The 14,749-nt window shown below is 56.7% G+C and carries 13 protein-coding genes and 1 tRNA gene; 11 read left to right on the top strand and 3 right to left on the bottom strand.

Annotated features, from left to right (window positions below; genetic code table 11):
• Positions 1-57: 57 nt before the first annotated feature.
• From pyrH to ACR0MI_RS14920, 9 genes are all read left to right on the top strand, one after another.
• Positions 58-810 carry a UMP kinase gene (gene pyrH / locus ACR0MI_RS14960; protein ID WP_170616353.1) on the top strand — a complete coding sequence of 251 codons (753 nt, stop codon included), beginning with the start codon at positions 58-60 and terminating at the stop codon, positions 808-810.
• A 429-nt stretch (positions 811-1,239) separates the two neighbouring features.
• Positions 1,240-2,466: an aminotransferase class V-fold PLP-dependent enzyme gene (locus ACR0MI_RS14955; RefSeq protein WP_170616355.1), complete on the top strand. Its 1,227-nt coding sequence runs from the start codon at positions 1,240-1,242 to the stop codon at positions 2,464-2,466.
• A 48-nt stretch (positions 2,467-2,514) separates the two neighbouring features.
• A complete protein-coding gene (locus tag ACR0MI_RS14950) occupies positions 2,515-3,939 on the top strand; it encodes a cryptochrome/photolyase family protein (RefSeq protein WP_170616357.1) in 1,425 nt (474 codons plus the stop codon).
• A 69-nt stretch (positions 3,940-4,008) separates the two neighbouring features.
• Positions 4,009-5,217 (top strand): SAM-dependent methyltransferase, encoded by a 1,209-nt coding sequence (locus tag ACR0MI_RS14945; protein ID WP_170616359.1) that lies wholly within the window; start codon positions 4,009-4,011, stop codon positions 5,215-5,217.
• Between the two features lie 16 nt (positions 5,218-5,233).
• Positions 5,234-5,674, top strand: coding sequence for a TrgA family protein (locus tag ACR0MI_RS14940; RefSeq protein WP_170616361.1), 441 nt, complete (start codon positions 5,234-5,236; stop codon positions 5,672-5,674).
• 28 nt (positions 5,675-5,702) lie between these two features.
• Positions 5,703-6,818, top strand: a complete 1,116-nt coding sequence (locus ACR0MI_RS14935; RefSeq protein WP_170616363.1) for an NUDIX domain-containing protein — start codon at positions 5,703-5,705, stop codon at positions 6,816-6,818.
• 70 nt (positions 6,819-6,888) lie between these two features.
• Positions 6,889-7,923, top strand: a complete 1,035-nt coding sequence (locus ACR0MI_RS14930) for a cysteine synthase A (RefSeq protein WP_170616365.1) — start codon at positions 6,889-6,891, stop codon at positions 7,921-7,923.
• Positions 7,923-10,352 carry a DUF3772 domain-containing protein gene (locus ACR0MI_RS14925; RefSeq protein ID WP_170817269.1) on the top strand — a complete coding sequence of 810 codons (2,430 nt, stop codon included), beginning with the start codon at positions 7,923-7,925 and terminating at the stop codon, positions 10,350-10,352. Before ACR0MI_RS14930 ends, ACR0MI_RS14925 begins: the two co-directional genes overlap by 1 nt.
• 90 nt (positions 10,353-10,442) lie before the next feature.
• Positions 10,443-10,532, top strand: a tRNA-Ser gene (locus tag ACR0MI_RS14920).
• Positions 10,533-10,866: 334 nt separating this feature from the next.
• Here ACR0MI_RS14920 and ACR0MI_RS14915 read toward each other — a convergent pair.
• From ACR0MI_RS14915 to ACR0MI_RS14905, 3 genes are read right to left on the bottom strand one after another with little or no spacing between them, the layout of a single operon-like run.
• Positions 10,867-12,528, bottom strand: a complete 1,662-nt coding sequence (locus ACR0MI_RS14915) for a recombinase family protein (RefSeq protein ID WP_480854766.1) — start codon at positions 12,526-12,528, stop codon at positions 10,867-10,869.
• Positions 12,525-12,932 (bottom strand): DUF2924 domain-containing protein, encoded by a 408-nt coding sequence (locus tag ACR0MI_RS14910; protein ID WP_170504183.1) that lies wholly within the window; start codon positions 12,930-12,932, stop codon positions 12,525-12,527. The genes ACR0MI_RS14915 and ACR0MI_RS14910 overlap by 4 nt, the downstream gene beginning before the upstream one ends.
• Entirely contained in the window at positions 12,929-13,171 is a 243-nt protein-coding gene (locus ACR0MI_RS14905; RefSeq protein ID WP_170504181.1) for a DUF3489 domain-containing protein, read from the bottom strand. Before ACR0MI_RS14905 ends, ACR0MI_RS14910 begins: the two co-directional genes overlap by 4 nt.
• Before the next feature lie 104 nt (positions 13,172-13,275).
• Here ACR0MI_RS14905 and ACR0MI_RS14900 point away from each other — a divergent pair, with 104 nt between their 5' ends.
• Positions 13,276-13,407 carry a hypothetical protein gene (locus tag ACR0MI_RS14900; protein ID WP_480854764.1) on the top strand — a complete coding sequence of 44 codons (132 nt, stop codon included), beginning with the start codon at positions 13,276-13,278 and terminating at the stop codon, positions 13,405-13,407.
• 114 nt (positions 13,408-13,521) lie between these two features.
• Complete coding sequence (locus ACR0MI_RS14895) at positions 13,522-14,703, top strand: DNA methyltransferase (RefSeq protein WP_480854762.1); 1,182 nt, start codon at positions 13,522-13,524, stop codon at positions 14,701-14,703.
• Positions 14,704-14,749 lie beyond the last annotated feature (46 nt).

Genomic DNA, 14,749 nt, shown 5'->3' with positions numbered 1-14,749 from the left:
CGGTGCTTTTGCTTCATTTTGCGCCGGAATTAAACCTGTGCCAGCCCGGAGCGCAACATGAGCCAATCCCCTTCGACCGAGACAACCGAAACCCCCAAGACAAAATACAAGCGCGTGATGCTGAAAATATCGGGCGAAGCGCTGATGGGGGATCAGGGGTTCGGCCTGCATCCGCCCACCGTTCAGCGTATCGCGCAAGAGGTGAAATCCGTACACGATCTGGGCGTCGAGATCTGTATGGTCATCGGCGGCGGCAACATTTTTCGGGGCCTTAGCGGTTCGGCGCAAGGGATGGAGCGTACGACGGCGGATTACATGGGAATGCTTGCCACCGTCATGAACGCATTGGGCATGCAGTCCGCGCTTGAGGAAGTGGGCGTATTCACACGGGTTATTTCCGCCATCCGGATGGACGAGGTGTGCGAACCCTATATTCGCCGCCGCGCCGTGCGACATCTCGAAAAGAAACGGGTCTGCATTTTTGCTGCCGGAACCGGAAACCCCTATTTTACAACGGATACGGCAGCCACGCTGCGGGCTAACGAAATGGCGTGCGAAGCCATCTTCATGGGCAAAAACGGTGTAGACGGTGTTTATGACAAGGATCCCAAGGTTCACGCCGACGCACAGCGCTATGACACCGTTAGTTATGACGATGTTCTGGCAAAACGCCTGCGGGTCATGGATGCCTCGGCCATTGCATTGGCGCGCGACAACAACCTTCCTTTGATCGTGTTTGGATTGGACGAACCTGGCGGTTTCCGCGGCATTCTTGCCGGTGAGGGAACTTATACCAAGGTTCAGGGCTGACAATCTGCTGAATGTCAAAAATCGGGCCGGTTCAAATCCCCGGCCTGTTTGCCTTTTTTGTCCGATTTGCGGTTCTGTTCATTGAAATGAAACCGCTGCTTTTGCAGGACGCTCGCCTCGCTTGCATAATCAAGAATATCGGCAGCAAATCTCTGATGAGCTTGAGATCCGATGAAGTCCTGACCGAGGTAGCGAAGTTGGACGGGTGTCTTTTCCCTTCACGTTCCGGTTGACCAACGCGAATGCGGCTGGCTAATTATCCGGGATCTTCGTTTGGGAACGTCCCGACTGAAGATCTGCCTGCACTTCCTTGTTTTCATGATAAGGTTTGCGGCTGGGCTGGAAGACCTGCCATGATTTCTGAGGGATCCGGGATCATGCCCGGGCACCTTGCCCCTGATGCGCAGCATGACGAGAAAGTAGCGAGCCATGACCAAACTGGATATCGATTTTGTTCGGGCACAATTCCCGGCCTTTTCTGAACCCGGCCTTCAGGGGCAGGCGTTTTTTGAAAACGCTGGCGGGTCTTATACATGCAAACCGGTCATCGACAGGCTGACGCGGTTCTACAGGCAGCGCAAGGTTCAGCCCTATGCACCTTTCGAGGCCAGCCGCCTGGCGGGCGAGGAAATGGATGAGGCGCGCGCCCGCATGGCCGCCATTCTGGGCGTTGACACAGATGAGCTGAGTTTTGGTCCGTCTACCACGCAGAATACATATGTCCTGGCGCAGGCGTTTCGGCAGTGGATGAAGCCGGGTGAGGCGATTGTTGTTACCAATCAGGACCACGAAGCGAACTCCGGACCTTGGAGGCGCCTTGCCGACGACGGGATTGAAATCCGCGAATGGAAAATTGATCCGGATACTGGTTCCTTGAACCCACAGGATCTGGAAGACCTTCTGGATGAAAAGGTGCGGCTGATCTGTTTCCCGCATTGCTCGAACGTTGTGGGCGAGATCAACCCTGTCACGGAAATCACCGCTATTGCCCATGCCGCAGGTGCATTTGTTTGCGTCGATGGTGTCTCTTACGCGCCGCATGGTTTTCCGAATGTTGGAGAACTGGGGCCGGATATCTATCTGTTTTCAGCTTACAAGACTTATGGTCCTCATCAGGGGTGCATGGTCATTCGCCGCACGCTTGGGGAAATGCTTCCGAACCAGGCGCATTTCTTCAACGGTGATGCTTTGTACAAACGCTTTACCCCGGCAGGGCCGGATCATGCGCAGATCGCTGCAAGCGCGGGCATGGCCGACTATGTCGACCTTCTGTGCGATCACCACGGCGGGCCTGACACCAATGCAAGCGCGCGCGGTGAATTTGTTCACGACCTGATGCGCGCACATGAAATGGACCTACTTCAGCCGTTGCTGGATGCGGTAAAGGACCGCAACACGGTTCGCCTGATTGGCCCGGCAAACGCTTCGATGCGGGCACCTACGGTTGCGATATCGCTGAACCGCAAGGCGGAATCCGTTGCCCGTGATCTTGCCGATCATGGTGTTATGGCGGGTGGCGGTGACTTTTACGCTGTCCGCCCGCTTCAGGCGATGGGGGTCGCGCCGGAACACGGCGTATTGCGTGTCAGTTTCACACACTACACTTCGAAACAGGAAGTCGATCAGCTTCTGGACGCATTGGATAAGGTTTTGTGATCCAATATCCGCCTGATTTCGTAGTACGAATAAACACTTGGGGCGGATATGCAGAAAGACAAAGCGCCAATACTATTATGGTTTCGCAGGGATTTGCGCCTGTCCGACCATCCCGCGCTTTGCGCTGCCGCAGCGACAGGCCGACCCGTCATTCCGGTTTTCGTATTTGACGACCTTGTGCGCGGTCTGGGTGCAGCCCCCAAATGGCGCCTGGGTCTGGGGCTCGAGGCGTTCGCCAGCAGGCTTCGGGACGTCGGTAGCCGCCTGATCCTTCGGCGCGGCAATGCGCTGAACGTTTTACAAGAACTGATAACCGAAACCGGCGCCGCATCGGTTTTTTGGACCCGCGCTTATGATCCGGATGCCATCGCCCGTGACACTCGTATCAAGGCAACCCTGGCAGATGGCGGTATTGATGCAAGGTCGTTCGACGGACATTTGCTGTTTGAACCGTGGCAGGTCGCAACCAAATCCGGACAACCCTTTAAGGTTTTCACACCGATGTGGCGCGCGGTGCGGGAGAAGGAAATACCTGTTCCGCAGGGCGCGCCATCACGGCTGAAAAATCCTGACAATTGGCCGGAATCCGAGGATATGGTCGACTGGTCCTTTGGCGCTGCGATGAACCGAGGAAGCCGGGTCGTTCGACCGTATGTGCAACCTAGTGAAAGGGCCGCCAATGATTGCCTGCTAGAGTTTCTGGATCGGATCGCACGATATCAGGAACGACGCGATTGTTTGGATGTAGACGGCACCTCGAACCTGTCCGAATATCTGTCACTGGGCGAGATTGGGCCGCGAACGGTGTGGCACGCCGTTCAGAACGCCTCGATGATGGGCATTCCCGGAACCGACGCCTTTCTGCGGCAATTGATCTGGCGGGAATTCGCGTATCATCTGATGTATCACTCGCCTCGGTTACTGACGAACAACTGGCGGCCCGAATGGGATGGATTTCCTTGGTTTGAGGATGACCAAGCCCCGTCGGTAATGGCGTGGAAGCAGGCCAGAACCGGCGTTCCAATCGTGGATGCCGGACTTCGGCAGATGTATGTGACAGGCCGGATGCACAACCGCGCGAGGATGGTTGTGGCAAGCTATCTGACCAAACACCTCATGACACACTGGAAAGTCGGGATGAACTGGTTTGAGGATTGCCTGATCGACTGGGATCCGGCCTGTAACGCGATGGGTTGGCAATGGGTCGCAGGTTCGGGGCCGGATGCGGCGCCGTTCTTTCGGATATTCAATCCGCAGACGCAGGCACAGAAATTCGACCCGGATGCGGTTTACAGGCAACGATGGATCGCGGAAATCCAGGATAATCCACCGAAGACCGCGCTGGCATACTTTGAAGCTGCGCCCAATTCATGGGGGCTGACACCGGACGCACGTTACCCTTCGCCAATTGTGGATTTGGCTGACGGTCGAAAACGAGCTCTGACAGCTTATGAACAGGCGAAAAGTCGGTAACGAACTGAAAACTTGCCAGAAACAGAAACTCGGCCTAGCTTATTTCTACGACCGCACAGGGGAGAGCGGATGATCCTGACCACGACTGAAGGGCAGAAGAACCTGCCCAGATATTTTTCACAAGTGCTGAAAATGCTTGGCCGGATGGAAAATGGGCGGCTGGATATTGTCTTGCCTGATGGTCGGGTGTTTCGAACCGAAGGCGCAAAGCCCGGGCCGGTGGCGCAGGTCGATATTCATGATCCGGATGTTTTTTCCCGATTGGTTCGCGAGGGTGAGCTTGGTTTTTCTGACGCCTATCTGGAGGGCGGTTGGAGCACACCTGATCTGAGATCGTTCATGGATCTGGTACATCTGGAATCAGAGGCCGTTTATGACGATTTCACCGGTCGGTTTCTGGTTCAGGCTTACGAAAGGCTTCGGTTCTGGTTGCATCGAAACAACCGCAAGCAGGCCCGAAAAAATATCTCGTACCACTACGATTTGGGTAATGATTTCTATTCCCTGTGGCTGGACGATACGATGACCTATTCCAGCGCATTGTTCGAGACCGGGCAGGAAAGTCTGGAAAATGCGCAGATCGCAAAATACGCAAGCCTTGTGGACGAAATGGGTGCCAAGCCGGGGGATCACATACTGGAAATCGGCTGCGGCTGGGGTGGTTTTGCCGAATATGCCGCAAAGGAACGTGGGCTGCGCGTCACAGGCCTTACGCTCAGCCAGGAACAGTTGAACTTTGCGCGGCAACGTATTGAAAATCTTGGGCTATCGGATCAGGTGGAGTTCAAACTTCAGGATTACCGCGACGAGCAAGGGCATTATGACGGGATCGCGTCGATTGAGATGTTCGAGGCGGTTGGGCAGAAGTACTGGCCTGTCTACTTCGAGACAGTCCGCGACCGGCTGAAACCTGGCGGTCAGGCCACGCTTCAGATCATTACGGTGGGTGATCACCGCTGGGATTATTACAAGAATGGCGTTGATTTCATTCAGAAATACATATTTCCCGGTGGAATGTTGCCGTCGCCAACGATCCTCAGGCAAGAAATTGAACGCGCCGGGCTGAGTGTGATGAAGTCACGCGAATTCGGTAAAAGCTACGACCTGACTCTTCGACGCTGGTATGAGACGTTCAATGCCAAGTGGGAAGAGATTTCCCAAATGGGCTTTGATGAGCGTTTTCGCCGCATGTGGAATTATTATTTGACTGCATGCGGCGCGGCCTTTGACACCGGCAATTGCGATGTGACACAGATCACTATAGCAAAACCGAGTTAACGAACGGACCCCTCGTATGCCCAGTGCCTCACGTCTAGTTGCCGCTGTATGTCTGGTGGTGGTTGCCTTTATTGTCTCCACGATGATCATCGAAAACGGGGACGAGGGTAAGGATTACGGCTATTTCACTCTGGTCAACATTGCGCTTGGGTTCGTTTGCGGATGGAAAATCATGGGCAAGCGGGCTGGTCGCGGATGGACGGCAGGTGTCAACAACGGACTGACCGGTGTCGCATCTTTGGTGTTCTGGGGACTTTTCGTGCAGGGCACCTATGAGATGTTCCGCCTGGCGATGCGTCACAGGTATGACGGCCCGTTCGAGGCGGTGCTTGCGATTTTCAAGCTTGGTGTCGAGTTTGGCGAGCAGCTGATTGTTCCAAACATTCTGGTGACGCTAGCGGTGGGCGCTGTCATAACCGGGTTGGCGACCGAAGAAGCGAGTCGCCGCTGGCGTTAAGCGACTGAACAACGAAAGCTCTATCCCCGTGTCTGATCTATTTTTTTACGGCACACTCAGGTGCCAGCCGTTGTTGGAACGTGTGCTGGGCCGCCCGCTGTCTGAATTGAAGATATCTGAGGCCAGATTGCCCGACCACACCGTCTATGGGGTGAAGGGGCAAAGCTTTCCGATGATTGTCAGCGAGAATGGCAGCCAGGCCGAAGGTTTGCTGGTGCAGGGGTTCGGCCCCGAGGATTTGAAACGGCTGACTTACTACGAAGGCGGTTTCGATTACGATCTCAGCCCCCGTGACCTTGAGTTGCCTGACGGAACGAAGGCGACGGCAAGCGTATTCTTTCCAGAACCCAACCTTTGGACGCCGGACCAACCCTGGTCCCTGAAGGACTGGTTTGGAGATTGGGGAGAACTGACGCTACTTGCCGCAGATGAGGTGATGGCCCACTACGGCAAGGTCGAAGCCGCTGAGATTGCGCGAAGTTTTCCAGCCATCCGGACCCGGGCCTGGGCCAGGTTGGCTGCGCGCCGGCGTCAGACCGGTGATGCGCGCGATACGGCGCAGGACGTGATCGTCCATGATCGCAAGCCCGCCTACATCAACTATTTTGGGATTGATGAAATCAGGTTTCAACACCGCCAATACGACGGATCAATGGGTCCGGTTCTCAACTACAATGGGTTGATGCAGGGCAGCGCCGTCGTTGTTCTGCCCTACGATCCGGTACGGGACACGGTCTTGCTGGTCGAACAGTTTCGCGTGCCGGTCTTTTTGATCGACGACCCGGAACCCTGGATGTGGGAGCCGGTCGCGGGCATGATCGATCCCCGCGAAACGCCCGAACAGGCGGCAATTCGCGAAACTCAGGAAGAAGCGCACGTGACCCCCAGCGCGCTGGAGTACGCCGGAGGGGTGTATTCTTCCAGCGGTTCGTCGACCGAGTTCGTCCATCTGTATCTGGGATTGGCTGACCTGACCGAAACGACCGACAACGGTGGACTTTCTTGCGAGGGCGAGAACATCCGCAGCCGGATATTCTCGTATGCCGAATTTATCGAAATGGTTGACAGTCATGCCTTCAAGGACATGCCTCTGCTGACTTTGGCCCATTGGCTGGCACGACATCGCGACCGGTTGCGCGGTTAAGTTTCGTTGCTTGTGGTTGCTGCGGCGCGCCTGTAAATCTCTGACGATACCAAATTGAAATGAGGGCACCATGCGCATTGCACGAGATCTTGCCGACGCAGTAGGGAAAACACCGTTGATCCGGCTGCGCCGCATCAGTGAAGAGACCGGTTGCGAGATCCTCGGCAAGGCCGAGTTCATGAACCCGGGGCAATCCGTCAAGGACCGTGCCGCTCTGTTCATTATCCGTGACGCAATTGCCCGGGGGGATCTGAAGCCAGGCGGGACAATTGTCGAGGGTACCGCAGGTAACACCGGTATCGGTCTGGCGCTGGTTGGCGCATCGATGGGGTTCAAGACTGTCATCGTGATTCCCGAAACCCAGTCGGAAGAGAAAAAGGACATGCTGCGTCTGGCAGGTGCCCAGTTGGTTCAGGTTCCTGCGGCGCCTTATCGCAACCCGAACAATTTTGTGCACTATTCACGGCGTCTGGCCGAAGAACTTGCGCAATCTGAGCCCAATGGCGCGATCTGGGCCAATCAGTTCGATAATGTTGCCAACCGTCAGGCGCATGTGGAAACAACGGGCCCCGAGATCTGGGAACAGACCGACGGCAAGGTCGACGGATTTGTCAGCGCCGTAGGTTCGGGTGGTACGCTTGCCGGTGTGGCCGAAGTGCTGCAGCCAAAGGGGGTGAAGGTGGCATTGGCCGATCCGATGGGCGCCGGGCTGTTTTCCTATTACACAACGGGTGAGATCGCGATGGAAGGCGGATCGATTGCCGAGGGTATCGGGCAGGTTCGGATCACCAAGAACCTTGAAGGGTTCACGCCTGATTTTTCCTACCAGATCACAGACAACGAGGCGTTACCCTATATCTTCGACCTGCTCCGTGAGGAAGGTCTGGTAATGGGCGGTTCAACCGCGATCAACATGGCGGGTGCGGTCCGGTTAGCCAAAGAAATGGGACCAGGTCATACCATCGTAACCATCCTGTGCGACTACGGCACTCGCTATCAGTCCAAACTGTTCAACCCCGATTTTCTGCGTGAAAAAGAGCTGCCGGTTCCTGATTGGATGACCGATGCGCCACGCAGTATCCCGGGCGTGTTCGAGGACGTATGATGCGGCAGCAGGTCCGCCTGTTCCTGGCCCTTGTTGCGGTGTGTTTTGCCGTACTGGGCGGTTCTGCGTTCGCCCAGTTGTCTGATCGACAGAGCGAATACTATCAAGGCTGGGTCAAAACGGCGGATCGGGCCGAAGCGGTAATCGAGGCCAACAAGGCCTCAAACGCGGCTCTTGAAAATTTGCGGAGTGAAATCAGCGACTATCGCGAAGATTTCAACAATGCGCGGAGCGCGAATACAGAACGTATCAAAACGCTGGAAGGCCAACTGAAGGCGCTTGGTCCGGAACCGGAAGGTGATGCAACCGAACCGGAAGACATCGCCAACCTTCGAAATCACCTTGAGGAGCAGCTAAACAGTCTGCGGGTCCCTAGGATAATCTCGGAAGAGGCTTTCAGCCGGGCGAATGGTCTGATCTTCGAAATTGATCAATTGCTGCGGGACCGTCAGGCAAAAGAACTGCTGGAGCGCGGTCCGTCTCCTTTGAACCCTGCCCATTGGGGTCCCGCCTGGACCGATGTGAACGAAGCAGCGCGCAGTCTGTTCAATGAGGTGCGCAGAAACTTTCAAACAGACGTGGTGCATGAACGGTTTCGCGACCGCGGGTTGGGCATTCTTGGCCTGGTCGTGATTGCAGGTGTTCTGCTGTTTTATGGAAAGCGATGGTCTGAATCCGCCGGTGAATATCTGCGGCGTCTGGGCGGGCAGGGCAGTGGTGTCTGGGCTTTCCTGACCTCTCTGCTGCGGATTATTCTGCCGTGGTTTGGCGTTGTGCTACTGGTAACGGCAGTGTCGCTGACGGGCATTTTGGGCCTGCGCGGCGCTCTGCTGATGGAAAACGTGCCTTATTGGGCAGGGATCATACTTTTCTACGACTGGATTGGCCGACAGTTCCATGTTCTGCAGGAAGCGCAGGGTTATAGGAAGCTATCGAGGCAAAGGGTAAGAGAGTTACGAGTTCATCTAGATCTGTTGGCGGGGTTCCTGATCCTGCACGAACTGGTGAAGTTGTTTGAGCAGATCGAGAATATCTCTGACGCGACACGTGCGGTGGTCGCGTTTCCGGTTATTGTCGGAACGGCGCTGTTGTTGCTGCGGGTGCGCCAAGTCCGAACTGTGGATACTTCAACCGACCCAGATGAACCGGCTGCAACCGCTCGCGCTGCCGGGTTCAGTCAGCTGGTCGAGTTCATTCGCAGAGCCTTGTTCCTGCTGGGGATCGGCAGTCCCATACTCGCTGTTCTGGGATACACGAACGCGGCTGAAGCGATTGTTTTCCCGGCTGTAAAAACACTGGTCCTCATTGCCGCATTGCTGATTTTTCAGCGTTTCCTGGCTTCGGTCTACGGATGGTTCAGCGGCAAAGGTGAGGCCGCCAAGGATTCGCTTTTTTCCGTTCTCGTCGGATTTGCCATGGCCATTCTGGCGATGCCTATTCTCGCGCTTTATTGGGGCGCGCGCAGGACGGATCTGCAAGAGATCTGGTCCCAGTTGTTGCAAGGGTTCGACATCGGTGGGGTGACAATCTCCCCCAGCAATTTCTTCACCTTTGTTGTGGTCTTCGCCATCGGGTATGGCCTGACGCGCATGTTGCAAAGCGGGTTGAGGAACTCGCTGCTGCCCAAGACCAGTATTGATCCGGGCGGGCAAAACGCGATTGTGTCCGGCACCGGTTACGTCGGTATTTTCCTGGCCGCGTTGATTGCCATCACGATTGCAGGCTTCAACCTTTCATCGCTTGCGATTGTTGCTGGTGCTCTTTCGGTCGGCATTGGCTTTGGTCTGCAGACCATCGTATCGAATTTCGTCTCGGGCATAATCCTGCTGGTCGAGCGTCCCATCTCCAAGGGGGACTGGATCGATGTGAACGGAATGATGGGCTACGTCCGCGACATCTCGGTTCGATCTACACGGATCGAGACGTTTGACCGAACGGATGTGATCGTTCCCAACTCGGACCTGATCAGTGGCGTGGTCACGAACTACACCCGCGGCAACACGATCGGGCGGGTGATCGTGCCTGTTGGTGTGGCTTATGGCACCGATACCCGGCTGGTCGAAAAAATTCTGGGCGAGATCGCAAATGCGCACCCCATGGTTCTGGCAAATCCAGCGCCCAGCGTCGTGTTTCAGGGGTTCGGTGCGGATTCGCTGGATTTTGAAATCCGCGGCATTCTTCGGGATGTGAACTGGGTTCTGTCGGTGAAGTCTGACATGAACCATGAAATCAACCGGCGGTTTGTCGAAGAGGGGATCGAGATTCCGTTCGCACAGCGCGATGTCTGGTTGCGCAATCCAGAAGTATTGAAGGCAGGGGAAGCCCAAACCAACCAGAAATCAGCGGAAATCCCCTCCGCAACACCATCAACCGCGCCGGTCGAGATGACCGAAGCCGACATGCCTGATGCCGATGGGGACGAGGTTTGACCTTCTTAACCGTGCTGTTGTTTTCCGGTGAATTTTCACCCTAATCGGGCCTTGCAAATCCCCCGGCGATAGTCCAAATATCCCGCTCACGGAGAGGTGGCCGAGTGGTCGAAGGCGCACGCCTGGAAAGTGTGTAGGCGGGAAACCGTCTCCAGGGTTCGAATCCCTGTCTCTCCGCCACACACCCAATTTACCGAGAGACATTGATGTGTGTAGCGGATTTTGTCCCGTCATTCCGGGTGCTTACGCCATTATCCATTTCTCAGAAACGCCACCCAGAGACGGTGTTTGCGCGTAATCCCCGGTGCGTCTCTGCAGGGCTCAAACCGGGGGTCGGTTTTGCCTCAGATTTTCCCTGCTAGCAGGGAATTTACAGGGAATTTTCTCCCAAAAGCGCTTCTATTGCTGATTGCGGGAAAGGGAATTCTATCTGTATCAACGGGTTAGAGCGCAATTCCCTGGGGTGCCAAGCAGGGAATTTGCAGGGAAATCCGAGCGAGCGTCATGGGCGCGATCAAGTAAACCCGTAAAGCTGCTCCTGAAGGGTCCAATCGAGCGGAACCGGCCTGGCCAGAATGCGCTTGAGTGTGAGCTCCGGAGGGTGGGTGCCATCCCGGATTGCAGCCTGGATTTTCGGTGAAAGAAATGCGAGCTGTCCACGGGTGCGAATGAACACTGTCTGACGGCCGGCCTTCAGTGCCACTGTCTTTATCCGGTCGCCGCTTTGCAGGTCTGCCGCCCAGCGATGCGCGTCCGCAAGTGTGCGCAGAAGGATTGGGTCTGGCTCTGGAGGGCGCACGCCGATTGCCAATTTCGCCTCAACACCACGCCGACGCAGATGAAACGGCGCGGTGATCTCAAGCAGGTCTGATGAGAGATCGGATTTGGATATTCCAAGGAACTTGCAAAGCTTGGATGGATCCAGTGCGAGATTTATGGTCGTCGACGTGACAACACCGCGAATGAGCAGGTGACGCAAGAGGTCAGACTTATTGGCGCGCAGTTCTGAGGCAATCGCTCTTGCGCGATCTTCCAGCGCGGGGTCCTGGCGCAGATCCGGTGTGGCGCGCAACGTGTGCTCGCGGGCCGCCTGTTCGAGATGTCCGGCGATTGCTGTGGCCACCGCGGTTTCCAACTTGCGTGCAGGCAGGCGCCAACCGGTCGGATCGGGTCCATTGCCGATCAGCCGGTTGGAGACATAGTAGGGATGACGTTTCCCGGCCTTGATGCAGTGGGTTGGGGTTAAGCGATCCCCGGTTTCGTCGCGCAGCTTGCCGGTGAGTAGGGCAGCTTCCGCATCCGTTTTGCGCCCGCGCTGTCGTCCCGAGGCCAGTTGCAGCTTCTCCTGGACACGCTGCCACAGATCCTGGTCGACGATGGCAGGGTGCCGCCCGGGCCAGGTTTTCTCTTTGTGCCGGATCTGGCCAATATGGACCGGGTTGGTCAGGATCTTGTGGATCTGGCCGGTTGAGAGAGAGCCACCGCCTTGTTGCCGTCCAGAACGGAAGCGATGAAGCTTGGAGCGCAAACCCATGCCAGCGGCCGCGCGCGCGACATCCGTGATCTTGCCGTGGTGGTCATAAAGTTCGAATAGCGTTCGGATTGTCCGGGCCTCAGCGGCATTGACAACCAATTCCCGAACCCGCTTGTCGGGATGCGGATCATAGCCCAGCGGCGGCACGCCGCCCATCCACATGCCCAGCTTCTTTGACGCGGCGATCTTGTCGCGGATCCGCTCGGCGGTGACCTCGCGTTCGAACTGGGCAAAGGAAAGCAGTACATTCAGGGTCAGGCGCCCCATGGAAGAGGCGGTGTTGAAGGCCTGGGTTACGGACACAAAGGAACAGCCTGCCGCATCCAGCCGGTCAACAAGGCGGACAAAATCAGCAAGGGATCGGGTCAGGCGGTCGATCTTGTAAACGACCACCATGGCGATGCGGCCTGCATCGATCTCCGCCAGCAACCGGGTCAGGGCAGGGCGCTCAAGGGTTCCGCCGGAAAGACCACCATCATCAAAGCGGGTCTTGGCCAGCACCCAGCCTTCCTGTTTCTGGCTGGCGATGTAGGCGGCACAGGCTGCAAACTGCGCATCCAGCGAGTTGAAATCCTGGTCCAAACCTTCATCAGATGACTTGCGGGTGTAGATGGCGCAGCGGATTTTGGGTTTGGCTGTCATTGCCCGCCCTCTTTCAAGCCGAAGAACCGGGGGCCGGACCAGCGCGCGCCGGTAATGGCGCGGGCGACCGACGAGAGGGACCGATGGGTCTGACCGTTCCAGCGGAAACCACATTCAGTAACCTCAATGCAATGCGTGACCCCGTTCCATTCGCGCAGCAATCGCCCGCCTGGCTTAAGACCTGAACATTGAGTTTTTGATTTGCCACCGATCTGCTTGTCGAGATCGGCCAGAAACCCTTTGGGCAAGCCGCCCAACTGGCGGGCCTGCACTTCAAAAGCCAAAAAGCGCCGCAGGAAGGACTGGCTCAAACCCTTGGGCGCCGGGCCCTGAAACATATCCGACCAGGCAGCAACCAGGGCTTCCCGGTCCATGGCTTCAATCTCTGCAACATTCGGCGTCATGCGCGGTCCGGGGCTGCGGTGATGCGGTAAGCGACGGCGCCTCCGTTGGTCCCGGGGGGCAGTTTGTCGATTGTATAGCCGTCCTTACGCAGGGTACTGAGGGCGGCGCGCACCGAATGCGGCTGCCAACCGGTGGCTTTTTCCAGGCTGGAAAGCGTAGCGCCGGACTTGCGGTTGAGCAGCCGATGGATGGTGACTAATTTGGTCTCTTTGCGTGAGTTTGAAGAAGTGTTTGGCATAACGGTCTCCTTTGATTTGCAGCGCGATAAGTGGCGCCGCCGTCACCGAGGAGAGCCCGGGCATTTGGCCGGGCGTACGTCCAGTGACGCTCTGTTTGAAACCAATGTCCAGTCTTTTGTTGACGGTGGAACTAAAAGTCGAAAATGGATTTGTCAACCAAGGCAATGAGTTAGGGGTTGATATTAAAGCTGGCTTGCGCTACCAATCATTTAATTTATCGCGGCAGGAAGCTTAGCGTCTGACGACAATTTACCCCTTGGGGTACTTAGAGTGTCGGTTGGTGTTAACTTCCCGCGATGTATCTCCAGCCTTTCTCTCGTGCCCCGGCCCAAGCCAAGGAGGCACGACCGTGAAAGATGAAGAAAATTCCGAAACCGGCGCTGTGAATGACAGCACCTATGAAACGGTTACTCCGTCGACAGAGTCACCTGGATCGAAGAGGAACGATCCGTTTTGCGACATCACGGTTGAATGGATCGCGCTCGACCTAATCGACGCGTCACCTCGGCGTGTGCGTGGCGGGCTAAAGGATCAGGAGGACGCGGTCCTCAGAGCGATCGAGAGGTTTGGGTTCCGCATTCCGATCCTGGTAAGAAGCAAACCAAGGGAGCAACGCTACGAGGTGATCGATGGGCATGTCCGCCTTGCGGCGGCGCGCCGCCTCGATGCAGGTAAGGTACCCTGCATCCTTGTTGACGATCTGCCGGACGTGGAAACCCGTCGCCTGGCCCTGTCGCTCAACAAGCTGCAGGAAACGGGCATATGGGATACCGACAGTCTGCGCCTTGAAATCAATGAGATCATCGAAATCAGCGGTGAGATCGAGATCCCCGGCTTTGCCATGCCGGAAATCGAAGCCATTCAGTTTGGCGTAGGTGAGATGGGTGCGCCCGATCCAGATGATGATCTCTCCGGGTTCGCGGGCGCACAGACGAAACCCGTCAGCCGCCCGGGGGATCAGTGGCGCCTCGGTGATCACGTCATTCTTTGCAGCTCGGCGAGGGACGCCACTGGTCTTGCGGCGGTGCTGAACGGACAGGTCGCTGACGCCGTCTTTACCGACCCGCCTTACAACGTGCAGATAAACGGCCATGTGCGGGGGTCAGAGCAGGGCTTTGAAGAGTTTGCCGAAGCCTCCGGCGAGATGAGCCGCGAGGCGTTCACGGAATTCCTCGTTGAAACCCTCGGCAATGCTTCCACCGTTCTGCGACCGGGCGGCGTCACGTTCGCGTGTATCGACTGGCGGCATGTCGGCGAAATGAATGAGGCGCTGGATGCGCTGAAACTGACCCTGCTTAACATCTGTGTCTGGATCAAATCCAACCCTGGCATGGGCAGCCTCTATCGCAGCCAGCACGAGCTGGTCTTTGTCGCCCGAAAACCGGGGCAGGGGCATGTCAACAACGTCCAGCTTGGCAGGCACGGGCGGAACCGCTCGAATGTCTGGCACTACGCTGGGGCGACGGGAGGGGCAAAGGACGCCGATTGTCTAGCCCCCTCGTTCGGCACCACTAAATTGAGGTTTCTCTAATAAGGTTTCAGGCACAGGTGGGCGCATGTTCAGAGCATGATGTGGC

The sequence above is a fragment of the Ruegeria sp. D4 genome (genome assembly GCF_056534475.1).
Note: the sequence above shows the minus strand (reverse complement) of the source record. Positions and strands in the feature narration are given on the sequence as shown.

What these genes read in the sequence shown, in the direction of transcription:
- pyrH (WP_170616353.1), top strand. Translation starts at nt 58, where the DNA reads ATGAGCCAATCCCCTTCGACCGAGACAACCGAAACCCCCAAGACAAAA.
- ACR0MI_RS14955 (WP_170616355.1), top strand. Translation starts at nt 1,240, where the DNA reads ATGACCAAACTGGATATCGATTTTGTTCGGGCACAATTCCCGGCCTTT.
- ACR0MI_RS14950 (WP_170616357.1), top strand. Translation starts at nt 2,515, where the DNA reads ATGCAGAAAGACAAAGCGCCAATACTATTATGGTTTCGCAGGGATTTG.
- ACR0MI_RS14945 (WP_170616359.1), top strand. Translation starts at nt 4,009, where the DNA reads ATGATCCTGACCACGACTGAAGGGCAGAAGAACCTGCCCAGATATTTT.
- ACR0MI_RS14940 (WP_170616361.1), top strand. Translation starts at nt 5,234, where the DNA reads ATGCCCAGTGCCTCACGTCTAGTTGCCGCTGTATGTCTGGTGGTGGTT.
- ACR0MI_RS14930 (WP_170616365.1), top strand. Translation starts at nt 6,889, where the DNA reads ATGCGCATTGCACGAGATCTTGCCGACGCAGTAGGGAAAACACCGTTG.
- ACR0MI_RS14925 (WP_170817269.1), top strand. Translation starts at nt 7,923, where the DNA reads ATGCGGCAGCAGGTCCGCCTGTTCCTGGCCCTTGTTGCGGTGTGTTTT.
- ACR0MI_RS14915 (WP_480854766.1), bottom strand. Translation starts at nt 12,528, where the DNA reads ATGACAGCCAAACCCAAAATCCGCTGCGCCATCTACACCCGCAAGTCA.
- ACR0MI_RS14910 (WP_170504183.1), bottom strand. Translation starts at nt 12,932, where the DNA reads ATGACGCCGAATGTTGCAGAGATTGAAGCCATGGACCGGGAAGCCCTG.
- ACR0MI_RS14905 (WP_170504181.1), bottom strand. Translation starts at nt 13,171, where the DNA reads ATGCCAAACACTTCTTCAAACTCACGCAAAGAGACCAAATTAGTCACC.
- ACR0MI_RS14900 (WP_480854764.1), top strand. Translation starts at nt 13,276, where the DNA reads ATGTCCAGTCTTTTGTTGACGGTGGAACTAAAAGTCGAAAATGGATTT.